Origin of the sequence: Arthrobacter sp. ov118 (genome assembly GCF_900116495.1) — a bacterium.
Lineage (GTDB): Bacteria > Actinomycetota > Actinomycetes > Actinomycetales > Micrococcaceae > Arthrobacter.
In genome coordinates this window covers 335956-350202 of record NZ_FPAY01000001.1, presented here as the reverse complement: position 1 = coordinate 350202, position 14247 = coordinate 335956, and the positions used below count along the sequence as shown (strand labels likewise).

Below are 14247 nucleotides of genomic sequence, written 5' to 3'. Positions count from 1 at the left end.
GCCATGGGAGCAACGGGAGCGATCACCGACGTCGCCGGGATCCGGGTAGGTCATGTCCAGAAGTCCGGCGACGGCTGGCTGAGCGGGGTGACGGTGGTCCTCCCGCCGCCCGGGACGGTGGGCTCGGTGGACGTTCGCGGCGGCGGCCCGGGAACGCATGAGACCGACGCCCTGGATCCCACCACATTGACCTCGACCGTGGATGCTGTGGTTCTGACGGGCGGGAGCGCCTATGGCCTCGCGGCCGCCCACGGCGCGCAGCGTTGGTGCGAGGAGAACGGCCGCGGCTTCGCCGTCACCGGCGGCCTTGTTCCGATCGTGCCCGCCGCCGCGATCTTTGACCTGGGCCGGGGCGGGGACTTCTCCGCCCGCCCCGGCGAGGCGATGGGCTACGCGGCAACGGCCGCCGCCGCCGCACAAGCAGAAGGGCACGACGTCGAACGCGGCAACGTCGGCGCCGGCACCGGAGCAGCAATCGGCCGAGGCACATACAAAGGGGGAGTGGGCACAGCCTCCCTCACTTTAGAAAACATCTCAAAAGACGGGCCGGTGGTGGTGGGTGCCATTGCAGTAGTCAACGCGCTGGGACTGCCGTGGGGCACATCGCCGGAGCGGGAGGAAGCCGGCAGCGTGCGTCTAAGCGACGAGGGAGCGAGCACGCAGAGGCTTTCGCCCGTTGCGGCGAAAGCCGCCCCGGCCCCCAGCGCGGCGAAAGCCGCCCCGGCCCCCAGCGCGGCGAAAGCCGCGCAGGTCCCCGAGTCGGGGCCGCCAGCCGGGGCCCCACCGCTGAACACCACGCTCGTCGTCGTCGCCACGAACGCCCTGCTGGACAAGGCGGAGTGCAAGCGGACGGCCTCGGCTGCCCATGCCGGCCTGGCCCGGGCCCTTAATCCGAGCCACACCCTGGCCGACGGCGACACCGTCTTCGCGCTGGCTACGGGCGCCGTCGAACTTGACCGCAGCACCCCAGTGGCCCGGCAAATCAGCCTCATCACCCTGCAGAGCGCCGTCGCCGACGTCGTCCGGCTGGCCATCCTCGACGGGATCGCTCGCGCGGAGGAAGTGACCACGCCGGCCGGGATGCTAGGTGCGTACGGACGCTGAGTGCGCTACGATGGCTGGTTTTAACTGCGGATTTAACAATCGGGGTGTAATGCCGTAGTGTTGTCTGTTGGTTGTCTGCCCCGTTGTGCCCTTTTGTGGCCGGGAGGCACCAACCAATCAATCAAAAACGTCCGCGGTCATGACCGGTGCAATCCGGGAGGCTGCGGCAACAACAGTTAGCGGAGGGTATGGCCAAGAAGGACGGGGTCATTGAGATCGAGGGCGTTGTGACCGAGGCGCTGCCCAACGCGATGTTTCGCGTTGAGCTCACCAACAAGCACATCGTTCTGGCACACATCTCTGGAAAGATGCGCCAGCACTACATCAGAATCCTCCCCGAGGACCGCGTAGTGGTGGAGCTGAGCCCGTACGACCTGACACGTGGTCGTATCGTCTACCGCTACAAGTAAACACTGGGCGGCCAGAGCAACAGCCAAGGCCGGTCAGCCGACCAACTGCAACACGCAAAGGAACGCCATGAAGGTCAAGCCGAGCGTCAAGCAGATCTGCGAAAAGTGCAAAGTGATCCGCCGTAATGGCCGGGTCATGGTGATCTGCGAGAACCCGCGCCACAAGCAGCGCCAGGGCTAATTTCCCTTCCGGGAAGACCCTGGGTTGCTAACCCACGCAAGTAAATAGAAAAGGCAGCACAAGCTGAATTGGGACGTATGGGCCCGGACAGCTAACCCCCGGTCGGAGGCTGGGGCCGCACGGAACGTGCGGGTGTACTGCCTACGACCTCCGGTTTATACAAGGAGCACTGCCACTATGGCTCGTCTCGCTGGCGTAGACATTCCCCGCGAAAAGCGGCTGGAAATTGCGCTTACTTACATCTACGGCGTGGGCAAGACCCGTGCACACGAAACCCTGGCTGCCACCGGCATCAGCGCAGACGTCCGGGTCAAGGACCTGAGCGACGCTGAGCTTGTCCAGCTGCGTGACTACATTGAAGGCAACTACAAGGTTGAGGGTGACCTTCGCCGCGAGGTAGCCGCTGACATCCGCCGCAAGGTTGAGATCGGCAGCTACGAAGGCCTGCGTCACCGCAAGGGCCTGCCCGTGCGCGGACAGCGTACAAAGACCAACGCCCGTACCCGCAAGGGCCCGAAGCGTACCGTCGCCGGCAAGAAGAAGGCCCGCTAAACCCATTTGCCTCCTTGAAATCGCAGATGCGATTTCCAGGAACCCGGCAAGTGTGGGATCAAGCGTTCGCTTTCACCCAATAACTTTCTGTAGGAGAAAAAATGCCCCCGAAGACTCGTGGCGCGGTTCGCAAGCCGCGTAAGAAGGACAAGAAGAATATCGCGCTGGGCCAGGCGCACATCAAGAGCACCTTTAACAACACCATCGTGTCCATCACGGACCCGACCGGTGCTGTCATCTCCTGGGCTTCCTCCGGTGAGGTTGGCTTCAAGGGCTCGCGTAAGTCCACCCCGTTCGCTGCCCAGATGGCCGCTGAAGCCGCCGCAAAGCGTGCACAGGAGCACGGCATGCGCAAGGTTGACGTGTTCGTCAAGGGACCGGGTTCCGGTCGCGAAACCGCCATCCGTTCGCTGCAGGCCGCTGGCCTCGAGGTTGGCTCCATCCAGGACGTCACCCCCAGCGCCCACAACGGCTGCCGTCCCCCGAAGCGCCGCCGCGTCTAAGGCTTTCCACGCCCAGGAGCTTGCCCGGACCCTCACCGGTCCGGGCAAGCCCGGCCGCGTTAAGTCCTCAGACCGATCTTTCCACCACCTGTGTTGCGTCATATAGCGGATGCTCGCCGAAAGGAAACCTAAGTGCTCATTGCACAGCGCCCCACCCTCTCCGAAGAGGTCGTCTCCGAAAACCGCTCCAGGTTCATCATCGAACCGCTGGAGCCGGGCTTTGGTTACACCCTCGGAAACTCCCTCCGCCGTACCCTGCTCTCCTCGATCCCCGGTGCCTCTGTCACGAGCATCCGGATCGACGGCGTGCTGCACGAGTTCACCACGGTTCCGGGTGTCAAGGAAGATGTCACTGAGATCATCCTGAACATCAAGAACCTGTCGGTTTCCTCCGAGCACGACGAGCCGGTTGTTGCGTACCTGCGCAAGCAGGGCCCGGGAATCGTCACCGCCGCGGACATCGCTCCGCCGGCCGGCGTCGAATTCCACAACCCGGATCTGCACATTGCCACGCTGAACTCGAAGGGCAAGTTCGAACTCGAACTGACCATCGAGCGCGGTCGCGGCTACGTTTCGGCAGCTCAGAACAAGTCCGGCGACTCCGAGATCGGCCGCATCCCGGTCGACTCCATCTACTCGCCGGTTCTGAAGGTTACTTTCCGCGTGGAAGCTACCCGTGTTGAGCAGCGCACCGACTTCGACAAGCTCATTGTCGACGTCGAGACCAAGCAGGCGATCGCCCCGCGCGACGCCGTTGCTTCGGCCGGTACCACCCTGGTGGAACTGTTCGGTCTGGCCCGCGAGCTGAACACCGCAGCTGAAGGTATTGAGATCGGCCCGTCGCCGACGGACGCTGCCCTGGCAGCCGACATGGCCCTGCCGATCGAGGATCTGGACCTGACGGTCCGTTCCTACAACTGCCTCAAGCGTGAGGGCATCCACACCGTGGGTGAACTCGTTGCCCGTTCCGAGGCTGACCTGATGGACATCCGTAACTTCGGTGCGAAGTCCATCGACGAGGTCAAGGCCAAGCTGGTCGAACTGGGCCTGTCCCTGAAGGACTCCCCTCCCGGTTTCGATCTCGCAGCACGCGCCGCAGCCATCGAAGAGGACGACGCCGCGTTCAGCGACGACGAGCTCTAACCAACAGATCTTGGCCAGCCGGCTGGATGCACCTGGTGTGCGCAGCCCAACGGCTTCCATATGAGGAGAAACTATTATGCCTACCCCCGCTAAGGGTCCGCGCCTCGGCGGCGGAGCGGCTCACGAGCGCCTGATGCTCGCGAACCTGTCCGCAGCACTGTTCGAGCACAAGCGGATCACCACCACGGTGACCAAGGCCAAGCGCCTGAAGCCGTACGCTGAGCGCCTGGTGACTTTCGCCAAGCGCGGCGACCTCGCGTCCCGCCGTCGTGTACTCGGCCTGATCAGCAACAAGGGCGTCGTCCACGAGCTGTTCACCGACATTGCACAGGCAGTGGAGAACCGCGATGGCGGCTACACCCGCATCACCAAGATCGGCAACCGCAAGGGCGACAACGCTCCCATGGCTGTCATCGAACTGGTCCTCGAGCCGGTTTCCGCCAAGCAGGCCGTCGTAGCCGAGGCTACGTCCGCTGCCAAGCGCGATGCTGACAAGTCGGACGCCGAGAAGGCCGAAGCTGCTCCGGTTGCTGAGACCGAGGTTGCCGAGACCGAAGAGGCTCCCGCCGCTGAGGCTGCCGAGACCGCTCCGGCCGCCGAAGCTGAAGCTGCCGAAGAGGCTCCGGCCGCTGAGGAAGCTGCTGCTGAGTCCGAGAAGGACGCGAAGTAATTCGCTAAAACCTTCTTATAGACTTAAGTCTATGAACGAGCTCAAACCCGCTGCCCCCGTTTTGGGGGGCGGCGGGTTTTTGCGTATCCGGCTGGATTTGGCGTACGACGGCGGCCCCTTCAGCGGGTGGGCGGTGCAGCCGGGGCTGCGCACGGTCCAGGGCGTCCTGGAGGAGGCCCTAGAACTGCTGATTCGCCGCCCCGTGCGGGTCACCGTGGCCGGCCGGACCGACGCCGGCGTGCATGCCCGGGGACAGGTGGTCCACCTGGACCTCACCGAAGCCGAGTGGCGCGGGCTGAACCGGGGCGCTGAACTTGATCCCGCCGTCGCCCTGCTTCGCCGCCTGCGCGGTGCCCTGAGCCGCGGACTGGGAGACCTCAGCGGGGCGATCGAGGTGCACCGGGCCACCGTGGCGCCCGTTGGCTTCGATGCCCGGTTTTCCGCCCTCTGGCGCCGCTATTCCTACCGCATCGCGGACGGCCCCGCCCTGTGGGACCCGCTGGGGCGTTCCTCGACCCTCTGGCACAAGGCCCCGCTGGACGTCGGGCTCCTGAACGCAGGGGCCGCGCAGCTGCTCGGTCTCCAGGACTTCCGCTCCTACTGCAAACCCCGTGAGGGCGCCACGACCATCCGGGAGCTGCAGCGCTTCGAGTTCGCCCGCGGCACGGACGGCGTCATTGTCGCCACCGTGCAGGCGGACGCGTTCTGCCACAACATGGTCCGCTCCCTGATTGGCTCGGCGGTATATGTGGGGGAAGGCGTGGAAGCTCCGGGGTGGCTCTACGAGCGCCTGCTTGAACGCCAGCGCGATGCCCGCTCGGTACTGGCCGCCCCGCATCCGCTGGTGCTTGAGGAAGTGGCCTACCCTTCTGACGCGGGCCTGCTGGCCCGGGCCGAGCTGACGAGGGCCCTGCGCGCGTAAGGCCGCGGATTTTCCCCACCTTCAACGCCACCACACCGCTAGACGGCGGCGGTTCGGCGCAACCCGCTGGCCGGGGCCTCCAAACGTGGGGAAACCCCGCTGCCACCGTCCCCCCGTGACGCTAGAACGCCTCCGGGGGGCCGTCGGCGGGGAGTTCCAGGGTGAAGATGCTGCCTTGCCCGGGCTGTGTGCGGCAGGAAATCGACCCGCCGTGCCGTTCCACGATGGCCTTGGTGATGGATAACCCCAGGCCGGCGCCCGGTATCGAACCTTCGCGGACGGCCTGAGAGCGGAAGAAGCGCGTAAAGACCCGGAGGGCATCGGCAGCGGTCATGCCCATGCCGGTGTCCTCAACGTGAAGCCGTACCCGGCCGTCTCCGCTGGTGGCGGACACCCGGACCGAGCCGCCGGCCGGTGAGTACTTGATCGCATTGGAGACGAGGTTGTCCAGCGCCTGCCCGATCCGCAGTGGATCCACGTGCGCCCACAGCGGGCCGGGGACGTCCATGGCCAGCGAGATGCTGGACGCTTGGGCGTGCGCCTGCGCGGATCCGAGGCTGGCCTCCACGAGCCCGGCTAGATCCGTGCGGCGCGGGTGCACGTGGACCGCGGAGCTGGCGGACATGAGCAGGTCAGAAACCAAAGCCAAAAGACGCTCCGCGTTGCGCTGCGCGACTTCGACGCGGCGGACCGCGGGACAGGCAAGGCCCTCGTTGTCGCTGAGTACCAGATCGAGATTTCCAATGATCGAGGTCAGCGGAGTGCGGAATTCGTGCGAAACGGTGGAGACGACGTCGTCCTTGGCCGCGAGTGCATCGACAAGGTCGGTGACCTCGTTGAAGACCACCACCGCGCCGCGGAACTCGCCGGCCTCGTCCTTCAGCGGCCGGGCCCCGGTGGACACGACCCTGCCCTCCGCCGCCTCGCCGAAGCAGACCAGGTAGTCGGCAAACGCTTCCCCGCTCAGCGCCCGCCGGATGGGACTGCGCTCGGCGGGCAGCGGGGTGGCTCTGTCCTGCCCGGTCAGCACCGGTTCCGCTTCGTCCTCCGGCCTGCCGGGGCGGCGGACGGCGGTTGCGGTGTCCTCCAACGCCGATTGCCAGCTGTTGGTCAGCAGGCGGCGGCCAGCGGCGTCAACTGCGACGATCCCGACGTCGACCGTGTCCAGAATGGTGTGTAGGAGCCGTTCACGCTCCCGGCTGGCGGCGAGCAGGACCTGCAGCTCTGATTCCTTGGACTGGATCCGCCCTTGCTCGTGCCGTAGGCGGAACCGCGCCAATCGCATCGCCATTGAGACGGCAAGCATCATGAGCGACAGGAGCAGGGCCTCGGCGAGACCTGTCAGGGGCCGTTCCGCTCGGTTCATGAGAAACCACGGCAGCAGCCCTGCCAGCAACGGGCCGAAAAAGCTCAGTGACAGGCACGCGACGGCGGAGAGGCGGGACGCCGAGATCCACACGACTGGCAGGACCGAGAGCACGCCGAGGTCCGGCAGTCCGGCCACGCCGCTGTCCAGAGCCAGGCCGACCAGCGCAAAATCCAGCACCGGGATGAGGAGCGGGGCCGAGGGCCCGAACCGCCGCCAGGGCACGAGGACGCAGGCCGCGAGGAGCAGGGCATGCAGCCCGATGGCATAGTGGCATTGCCCGCTTGCGAGCATTCCCGGCCACGCTGCAGGGGAGGCCGCCACCACGGCCGTCATCAGGAGTGCGAACGGCAGTTGGCACATGAGGACCCGCGTGCGCGGCCCCAAGGCCTTAGCGAATCGGTCCGCACGCCGGACCAGCTGCTGTCTACTCAAAGACGCGGCGCCCCTTTCCCCTTGCTACAGTTTTACACCTTGTGTCATAGAACTTGACTTAAAACCGAGATTTGCGCCTTCTGTTACTGCATTGTCATTGTTTTGGCCTCTGACGTGGGTATTCTGGCAATGCCGGTGGGGGCCGACGAACTATTGATCTGCTGCCGCACCCGCGGCCGGCAGTGAAGTGTGCAGATGTGAGGGGGGCCATGACTGATCTGGGAGTCGCCGTCGTAGTTGAGGACGACGAAGATGTCCGAAACCTTGTCGAAGCTGTGCTGAGCCAGGCGGGTTTCGAGGTGCATTCCGCGTCCGGTGGCCGCGAAGGGGTCGACGTCGTCCGCCAGCAGGAGGCCAGCGTCGTCACCTTGGATGTGGGCCTTCCCGATATCGACGGCTTCGAGGTGCTGCGGCGGATCCGGCAGTTCAGCGACGCGTACGTGGTCATGTTGACGGCTCGCACCGACGAACTCGACACCCTGACCGCGTTTCACACCGGAGCTGATGACTTCCTGGCTAAGCCGTTCCGGCCGCGGGAATTGCGCGCCCGCGTCACCGCGATGATGCGCCGGCCCCGGCAGGACGCCCAGACGGTGCCGGCAGCCGGGGCGGAACCCAGCGCCCCGGCTGCACCTCCGGCGTCCCAGAGCCCCGTGCTGCGCCACAACGGGCTTGAGCTGAACCCGGAGACGCGCACCGTGGGCGTCGACGGCGCGGCCGTCGGCCTGACCCGCAGCGAGTTCGATCTTCTGCATGCCCTCGTCAAGGGAGCCGGCGCGGTGCGGTCCAAAACCGACCTCGTGCGGGTGGTGCGGGGCGACTACTACCGGACGGACGCCTACATCAGCGAATCCGATGAACGCGCCGTTGAGGTGCACATCGGTAACCTCCGGCGGAAACTTGGAGAGGATCCGCTGCAGCCCCGCTGGTTGCAGACTGTCAGGGGAGTGGGCTACCGGCTGACTCCGCAGCGGTAGCGGCCGGGCCGGCCGGCGTTCTGCGCCTAGCTATCCCAGAGGACATAGCTGAACTGCAGTTCATCCACGGTCTCCACACCGCGCTGGGCCACGTCGAGCAGCAACGAGAGCGCACGGTCCATGTCGCCCGCCCTGAGGACGCCTTCAAGCTCGCCGGCGAGCCTGGCCAGCCGGAGACCGCCTACCATCGCCGAGGACGTCTTCAGGCTCAGCACGGCGTCCAGCGACCCGGGGAGATCGCGGCGTTCAAGCGCCGAAGCCAGGGCAGCGTAACGCTGGTCCCACATCTTGGCGTAGTCCCGGGCGAAACCCTTGGCCAAGGCCGGGTTCTCCAGTTGGTCGCCGAGGTCCTGGAGCGCGGCCGGGTCCACGAGCGGGGCGGGGTCCACGGCCGGGGCGGGGTCCATGAGCGGGGAGGGGTCCTCCAACGCGCCCGCGTCGCTCGGGTGTGTTGTTTGGACGGCCGCGAGCGTCAGAGCCTCGGCGAGGCCGGGGGCTGCTGCTATGTCCGGGATGGGCGGGAGGCCTGCCGGCACGCTGGAAGCGGCATCGGGGGCGAGGACGAGGCCCGCACTTCCGTCGTCGGGGTAAGCGCTGGGAGAAGGCATGAAACCCACGCTACTTGCTCACACGGCCGATCCCGGTGACTCCGGCCTATCTTGCGCAAACCTTGCGGCTATCCCCGGGGTGGGCCCGGCAGGCGCTACCGGCCGCTGAACGTGTCGATCGCGTTGATGACGGCCGGACCCAGAATAGCGATGAACAACACCGGAAAGATGAAGAAAAGCAGCGGAAAAAGAATGGTGACAGGCAGCTTCATGGCCTTCTCCTCGGCCCGCTGCCTGCGCTTGACCCGCATCACTTTGGCCTGGATTCGAAGCACCCGGCTGATGGCGATTCCGTACGTGTCCGCCTGGACCACCGCCTGGACGAAGCTGCGCAGTTCCGGGATGTTTGTCCGCTCGGCCAGCGCCTGGTAGGACTCGCGCCGGCTGCGGCCTACCTGCATGTCCTGCAGGGTGCGGACGAGTTCCTCCGCCAGGGGGCCCTTGCCGTTCTCGCCGGCCCGGGCCATGGCCCCTTCAAAGCCCAGGCCTGCCTCGACCGAAATCAGCATCTGGTCCAGCGTGTTGGCCAATTCCAGCTGCATGGTCTTCTGGCGTTCCTGGCCCCTGCTGTAGAGCAGGAGGTCAGGGATGAAGTACCCCAGCAGGAGCACAAAGATGCCCACGAGCTTGAGAATCGGTGTCGGCGAGCTGGTGCTGAGGAACAAGCCCAGCAAAGCTCCCACCAGGCCCAGGACCGGCTTGGCCGCCAAGACACGACCGAGCGGCAGCGACGAAGGGCGGCCGGCGAGGGAAAGGAGCCTGTCGAGTTTGCGGACATAGCCGGGCGGCGTCAGCCGGTAGGCGAGGGCTTCCAGCAGGTTGCGCTGCCGGCGGTCCGCGACTTCGGCGCTGCCGGCGCCGATGGCGAGGATCTCGCGGGTGGCGCGCAGCGATTTCCGGTCGACGGAGAGCAGTGACCAGGCGAGGTATCCAAGCGGCAGCGAGACCAGCAAGCTGGCGAGTAGTACCCGGGGATCCATGGGGCCCTCAGAACTTCAGGTCGATGATCTTGCGCATCCACAGACCACCGATCGTCATCAGGATGACGGATGCCGCCATCATTCCCCAGCCCAGCGGGTGCGTGAACATGACGTTCATGTAGCCGGGGTTGACCAGCATCAGCATGGCCACGATCCCGACCGGCATGGCCATGAGGATGTAGGCGGAGAACTTGCCCTCCGCCGCGAGGGACTTGATGTGACCCTTGATTTCACTGCGCTCGCGGATGGTCTCATTGACCTGGTCCAGGACCTCGGCCAGGTTTCCGCCCACCTCCCGGTTGATCTGGATCGCCTGCGCGATCCAGACAAAGTCCTCGTTCCGCATCCGTTCGGACGTGTCGTTGAGCGAGGCCAGCAGGTCCCGGCCCAGACTCGTCTCGGTGACCACACGGCGCATCTCTTCTGAGGTGGGGCTTTGGGACTCCGTGGCCGCGGCGTCAATCGCCCGGAGAATGCTGTGCCCGGCCCGGAGGCCGCCGGCCAGCAGCTGCAAGGTGTCGCTCAGCTGCTGGTCGAACGCGTTCCGGCGTTTGCCGGCGAGGATGCCAAGCACCAGATGGCCCACAAAGGGAGCCAGGAGGACCAGGAAGATTGCCAGTAGCGGTCCGGCGACGACGAGGCCGGCCAATGCTCCGACAAACGCGCCGGCCAGCACGAGCACGAAGAAGTCCGCCTGACTGAGCCGGAGGCCGGCGTCGTCGAGTGCCTCCCGGTTGAAGAGCCGGATTCTATGCCGAGCAAAGAACCCGTCGAACAGGTGGACCGCGGACCCGGCGAACCGGCTCAGGTGGGAATCGGGCTGATCCTGGACCGGCCGCCGCCGGTCCAGCGGCACGCTGGTTCCGCCCGCGGCCAGGAGGACGAAGCCGAGCAGCAGCACTGAAGTGAACAGCAGGCCCACTCCGATGGGCAGCAGGGTCATGACACCCTTCCGGCCGGCGTCAGCGGGGCCGCGAACACACTGGGGGAAACATGGATGCCCAGGTCCTCGAACCGGTCGATGAAGCGCGGGCGGATACCGGTGGGAACCGGCCGCCCCAGGAAGCGGCCGTGGGCGTCCACGCCCGCGGAGTAATCGAAGACGAACGCGTCCTGGAGCGTGACGATGTCCCCCTCCATGCCCTGGACTTCCGTAACGTGGGTGATCCGCCGGGTACCGTCACGCAACCGCGAGATCTGGACAATCAGGTTCACGGCGGAGGCGATCTGCTCCCGAATGGCGCGCAGCGGCAGGTCCATCCCGGCCATCAGTACCAGGGTCTCCAGCCGTGCGACGGCGTCGCGCGGCGAGTTCGAGTGCACGGTCGAGAGCGAACCGTCGTGGCCGGTGTTCATGGCCTGCAGCATGTCCAGCGATTCACCGCCACGGACCTCGCCCACCACAATCCGGTCCGGCCGCATGCGCAGCGAGTTCCGCAGCAACTCGCGGATGGTGACCTCGCCCTTCCCCTCCGTATTGGGGGGCCGGCTTTCCAGCCTGACCACGTGCTGCTGCTGGATCTGGAGCTCGACGGCGTCCTCGATGGTTACGATGCGCTCGTCGTGCGGGAGGAAGGAGGACAGGACGTTCAGGAGCGTCGTTTTTCCCGTGCCGGTGCCGCCGGACACGATGATATTGAGCTTGGCACGGACACACGCGTTGAGGAGCTCGGCCATGTCCGGCGTCAGCGTGCCGAAGTCGATGAGGTTCCGTACAGTCAGCGGAACCTTGCTGAACTTCCGGATGGTCAGCGAAGACCCGCCGACGGCGAGGGGCGGGATGACCGCGTTGACCCGGGAACCGTCCTCAAGCCGGGCATCCACGAGCGGCGAGGACTCGTCGATGCGCCGGCCCACTTTGGAGACAATGCGCTCAATGACCTTGCGCAGGTGGTCTTCGGAGCTGAAACGCGACTCTGTGAGGGTCAGTTTTCCTTTCCGTTCGACGTAGATCTGGTCCATCCGGTTGACCATGATTTCGGTGACGTCGGGATCATCCAGGAGCCGCTGCAACGGGCCGTAGCCGAGCACATCGTCGGCCACATCCCGGACCAGCCGGGAGCGCTCCTCCGCGGACAGCGGGACCTGTTCGGCGTCGATGATGCGGATCAGCTCTTCCCGCGCCCAAGTGCGAAGGTCTTCTTCCTTGGTGGCGGAATCATTGAAACGGGTGCCCATGCGTTCGAAGAGTGCGGTGGCGGCCCTTTGCTTCAGGGCTGCAAACGCGTCCACGGGCTGCTGGCCCCTGCCGCGGACGGGCTCCGGGTGCCCGCCGGGACCACCGGGGAGACTGCCCGTCGGAGTGCCCGGAGTGGTGCTGGGGGAGGGCACGACGGCGGCGGCCGGTGCCGCCGTCGTCGCCGGTCCGTGCTGGGACCCCGAAACCGCCGGAGCAGGCGGGATGGACGCGGACTCGGCCGCGGAAAGGCGTTCGGAGAGCTTCATCAGACCACCACCCGCCGGTGCAGCTTCTTCTGCGCGGTGGCGCGCCAGGCCGGGTCGAACCGGGCCACAAGCTGCCGCAAGCCTTTGACCGCCGGGTCCTTCCGCCCGTCCTGGAGCACTGGGACGCCGCGGTTGGTCGAGAACGCCACGGCCTTGGACCTCGGGATGCTGACGTCCACCGGGGCGCCGATGGTGGATTCGACGTCCTGAACGCTCAGGCCGGATTTGGAATCCGCCATGTTCAGCACAACGTGGCGGGTTTCGGGCAACAGGTCCAGGCGCCGCAGGATCTCGAGGCCGGAACGGAGACCCCGGATGCTGGGCACGTCCATGGCGGTCACCCAGACGGCATCCGTGCACTGCTCGAGGGCGGCCAGGCCGATCTCCGGGAGCCCGGGGGCGGTGTCGACGACGACGTACTGGAACTGTTCGGCCAGTTGTTCGAGCAGGCGGGTGACGTGCTGCGGCGTGATGTCATCCGCCTCTACGGGCGTCTTCGGGGCGCAGAGGGCATAGATGTTGCTGGGGTGCACGGTCAGGAATGCCTTGAGCACCAGGGAATCCTGGCTGGCCGAGGAGGACACGGCGTCGGTCACGGTGTGTTCGGGGTTGAGATACAGCCCGGACGCCACGTCGCCGAACTGAAGGTCAAGGTCCACGATGACCACGCCCATGGGTGCGACCTTTCCCAACCCAACGGCGATGTTGGTGGCAATGGTGGTTTTGCCGACGCCGCCCTTGGGCGAGAAGACGCCGATCACCAGGCCCTTTGGGGCGTTCGGGCTCTTGACGGCGGCGGTGCGGGTGCGGCTCGCGTAGGACTGGCAGGCCCGTTCCAGCAGCACGCGGATTTCCGCCGGCTCGGCCGCCGGGCTGAGGATGTCCCGGATGCCGGCCCGCATGGCGAGCAGAACGAAGGCCGGGTCCGCCTCTCCCACCAGGACGACGCTCAGCTCGGGAAGCTGAACGTCGAAGACCGTGGCCAAGCGTAGGGCATCCTCCACCGGCACATCAGGGCCGAGGATCAGAACCTCGGGGCGTTCCTGGTTCAAGTTTGTGAAGAGCTCTGCGGGGTTCGCGGGATCAACGAAGGCGAAGGTCTGCAGGCCTCCCGGGAGACCTCCGGCCAGCGCCTGCCGGACGCGGGCATCGAAGTCGGTGTTCGGCGTGATCAGGACAAAGCGGCTCACTTGTAGACCTCCGGGTTGGTCATGATGCCGGGCCGTCCGCTGTCAGTAGCGTCGAGCGGCTCCTTGCTCAGCCAGATCTTGGCGAATTCCGCCGCGTAGACAACCTTTGCGGCATTCACGTCGTTGACGGCGACAGTTAGCAATAACGACCCGGTTGGAAGCGAAGTGTCCTCCGCGGGGGCCGTGGCGCCGGGGGAGGGCTGCGCTGATGCCTCGGGCGAAGGCGCCCGCTGCACGGAGGTCACAAGGACCTTGTGGATGGTCAGTTGCGTGGTCGGTTTCTCTGGCTTGGCCTCGAGCCCGCCGCTATCCAGATTGATGAAGATGCCCACGTGGTCACCGGCTGCGATCCGGCCGCCCACCACCCGTTGCGGTTCGAGCTGGAAGGAAACCTCTTGCAGACCCTTGGGGACATCCACCGCACCGCTGGTCTTCAGCTCTTCCGGCTCTACTAGACGTTCAGCCACGAGCTGTTCGCCGGGCAGCAGGTCGACGGCGGTGACCTTGCCGGCCAGCCCGTCCAGGTTGGGGAGCGCGGACTTGGCCACCGCCGTGCCGGGCAGCTCCTCAGGGGCGACGAAGGCCTTCAGCGCGGCCACCGAAGTGCCTGCCGGCACGGCCTTGTTCACCACCAGGACCGTGACAGGGGCCAGACCCTGTACTGCGCGGCTGTCGGCGCCCTGGGCATAGCTGACCACCAGGACTGCGCCGACGACGGCCAGCACCAGGGCTGCAATGCCGGCCAATAAGCGTGACTTCAA

16 protein-coding genes are annotated in these 14247 nt (G+C 66.2%); 9 read left to right on the top strand and 7 right to left on the bottom strand.

Annotated features, from left to right (window positions below):
- The first annotated feature begins 3 nt into the window (after positions 1 to 3).
- The 8 genes from BM372_RS01565 (at position 4) to BM372_RS01530 (ending at position 5485) form a co-directional block, all read left to right on the top strand.
- Entirely contained in the window at positions 4 to 1104 is a 1101-nt protein-coding gene (locus tag BM372_RS01565; protein ID WP_090950900.1) for a P1 family peptidase, read from the top strand.
- Positions 1105 to 1292: 188 nt separating this feature from the next.
- Positions 1293 to 1514, top strand: coding sequence for a translation initiation factor IF-1 (gene infA / locus BM372_RS01560; RefSeq protein ID WP_009358723.1), 222 nt, complete (start codon positions 1293 to 1295; stop codon positions 1512 to 1514).
- A 67-nt stretch (positions 1515 to 1581) separates the two neighbouring features.
- Positions 1582 to 1695 (top strand): 50S ribosomal protein L36, encoded by a 114-nt coding sequence (rpmJ, locus tag BM372_RS01555; RefSeq protein ID WP_009358722.1) that lies wholly within the window; start codon positions 1582 to 1584, stop codon positions 1693 to 1695.
- Positions 1696 to 1872: 177 nt separating this feature from the next.
- Positions 1873 to 2247 (top strand): 30S ribosomal protein S13, encoded by a 375-nt coding sequence (gene rpsM / locus BM372_RS01550; RefSeq protein WP_090950898.1) that lies wholly within the window; start codon positions 1873 to 1875, stop codon positions 2245 to 2247.
- Between the two features lie 101 nt (positions 2248 to 2348).
- Entirely contained in the window at positions 2349 to 2750 is a 402-nt protein-coding gene (rpsK, locus tag BM372_RS01545; RefSeq protein WP_056737824.1) for a 30S ribosomal protein S11, read from the top strand.
- Between the two features lie 132 nt (positions 2751 to 2882).
- A complete protein-coding gene (locus BM372_RS01540) occupies positions 2883 to 3893 on the top strand; it encodes a DNA-directed RNA polymerase subunit alpha (RefSeq protein ID WP_090950895.1) in 1011 nt (336 codons plus the stop codon).
- Between the two features lie 76 nt (positions 3894 to 3969).
- Positions 3970 to 4563 (top strand): 50S ribosomal protein L17, encoded by a 594-nt coding sequence (rplQ, locus tag BM372_RS01535; protein WP_090950893.1) that lies wholly within the window; start codon positions 3970 to 3972, stop codon positions 4561 to 4563.
- 31 nt (positions 4564 to 4594) lie between these two features.
- Entirely contained in the window at positions 4595 to 5485 is an 891-nt protein-coding gene (locus tag BM372_RS01530) for a tRNA pseudouridine synthase A (RefSeq protein WP_177235848.1), read from the top strand.
- Positions 5486 to 5606: 121 nt separating this feature from the next.
- Here the strand turns inward: BM372_RS01530 and BM372_RS01525 are convergent, their stop codons facing one another.
- Entirely contained in the window at positions 5607 to 7286 is a 1680-nt protein-coding gene (locus BM372_RS01525; RefSeq protein ID WP_371261686.1) for a sensor histidine kinase, read from the bottom strand.
- A gap of 209 nt (positions 7287 to 7495) precedes the next feature.
- Between BM372_RS01525 and BM372_RS01520 the strand changes: the two genes are divergently transcribed.
- A complete protein-coding gene (locus BM372_RS01520; RefSeq protein WP_090950890.1) occupies positions 7496 to 8263 on the top strand; it encodes a response regulator transcription factor in 768 nt (255 codons plus the stop codon).
- A 26-nt stretch (positions 8264 to 8289) separates the two neighbouring features.
- On the opposite strand, the gene BM372_RS01515 is transcribed toward BM372_RS01520, so the two are convergent.
- From BM372_RS01515 to BM372_RS01490, 6 genes are all read right to left on the bottom strand, one after another.
- Complete coding sequence (locus BM372_RS01515) at positions 8290 to 8871, bottom strand: Hpt domain-containing protein (protein ID WP_143111407.1); 582 nt, start codon at positions 8869 to 8871, stop codon at positions 8290 to 8292.
- Positions 8872 to 8966: 95 nt separating this feature from the next.
- Positions 8967 to 9851 carry a type II secretion system F family protein gene (locus BM372_RS01510; protein WP_090950886.1) on the bottom strand — a complete coding sequence of 295 codons (885 nt, stop codon included), beginning with the start codon at positions 9849 to 9851 and terminating at the stop codon, positions 8967 to 8969.
- Between the two features lie 7 nt (positions 9852 to 9858).
- Positions 9859 to 10794: a type II secretion system F family protein gene (locus BM372_RS01505; protein ID WP_090950885.1), complete on the bottom strand. Its 936-nt coding sequence runs from the start codon at positions 10792 to 10794 to the stop codon at positions 9859 to 9861.
- Positions 10791 to 12296, bottom strand: a complete 1506-nt coding sequence (locus BM372_RS01500) for a TadA family conjugal transfer-associated ATPase (protein WP_090950882.1) — start codon at positions 12294 to 12296, stop codon at positions 10791 to 10793. The genes BM372_RS01505 and BM372_RS01500 overlap by 4 nt, the downstream gene beginning before the upstream one ends.
- A complete protein-coding gene (locus tag BM372_RS01495) occupies positions 12296 to 13486 on the bottom strand; it encodes a CpaE/TadZ family protein (protein WP_090950881.1) in 1191 nt (396 codons plus the stop codon). The genes BM372_RS01500 and BM372_RS01495 overlap by 1 nt, the downstream gene beginning before the upstream one ends.
- Entirely contained in the window at positions 13483 to 14247 is a 765-nt protein-coding gene (locus BM372_RS01490) for a Flp pilus assembly protein CpaB (RefSeq protein WP_090950878.1), read from the bottom strand. The genes BM372_RS01495 and BM372_RS01490 overlap by 4 nt, the downstream gene beginning before the upstream one ends.

What these genes read in the sequence shown, in the direction of transcription:
- BM372_RS01565 (WP_090950900.1), top strand. Translation starts at nt 4, where the DNA reads ATGGGAGCAACGGGAGCGATCACCGACGTCGCCGGGATCCGGGTAGGT.
- infA (WP_009358723.1), top strand. Translation starts at nt 1,293, where the DNA reads ATGGCCAAGAAGGACGGGGTCATTGAGATCGAGGGCGTTGTGACCGAG.
- rpmJ (WP_009358722.1), top strand. Translation starts at nt 1,582, where the DNA reads ATGAAGGTCAAGCCGAGCGTCAAGCAGATCTGCGAAAAGTGCAAAGTG.
- rpsM (WP_090950898.1), top strand. Translation starts at nt 1,873, where the DNA reads ATGGCTCGTCTCGCTGGCGTAGACATTCCCCGCGAAAAGCGGCTGGAA.
- rpsK (WP_056737824.1), top strand. Translation starts at nt 2,349, where the DNA reads ATGCCCCCGAAGACTCGTGGCGCGGTTCGCAAGCCGCGTAAGAAGGAC.
- rplQ (WP_090950893.1), top strand. Translation starts at nt 3,970, where the DNA reads ATGCCTACCCCCGCTAAGGGTCCGCGCCTCGGCGGCGGAGCGGCTCAC.
- BM372_RS01530 (WP_177235848.1), top strand. Translation starts at nt 4,595, where the DNA reads ATGAACGAGCTCAAACCCGCTGCCCCCGTTTTGGGGGGCGGCGGGTTT.
- BM372_RS01520 (WP_090950890.1), top strand. Translation starts at nt 7,496, where the DNA reads ATGACTGATCTGGGAGTCGCCGTCGTAGTTGAGGACGACGAAGATGTC.
- BM372_RS01515 (WP_143111407.1), bottom strand. Translation starts at nt 8,871, where the DNA reads ATGCCTTCTCCCAGCGCTTACCCCGACGACGGAAGTGCGGGCCTCGTC.
- BM372_RS01510 (WP_090950886.1), bottom strand. Translation starts at nt 9,851, where the DNA reads ATGGATCCCCGGGTACTACTCGCCAGCTTGCTGGTCTCGCTGCCGCTT.
- BM372_RS01505 (WP_090950885.1), bottom strand. Translation starts at nt 10,794, where the DNA reads ATGACCCTGCTGCCCATCGGAGTGGGCCTGCTGTTCACTTCAGTGCTG.
- BM372_RS01500 (WP_090950882.1), bottom strand. Translation starts at nt 12,296, where the DNA reads ATGAAGCTCTCCGAACGCCTTTCCGCGGCCGAGTCCGCGTCCATCCCG.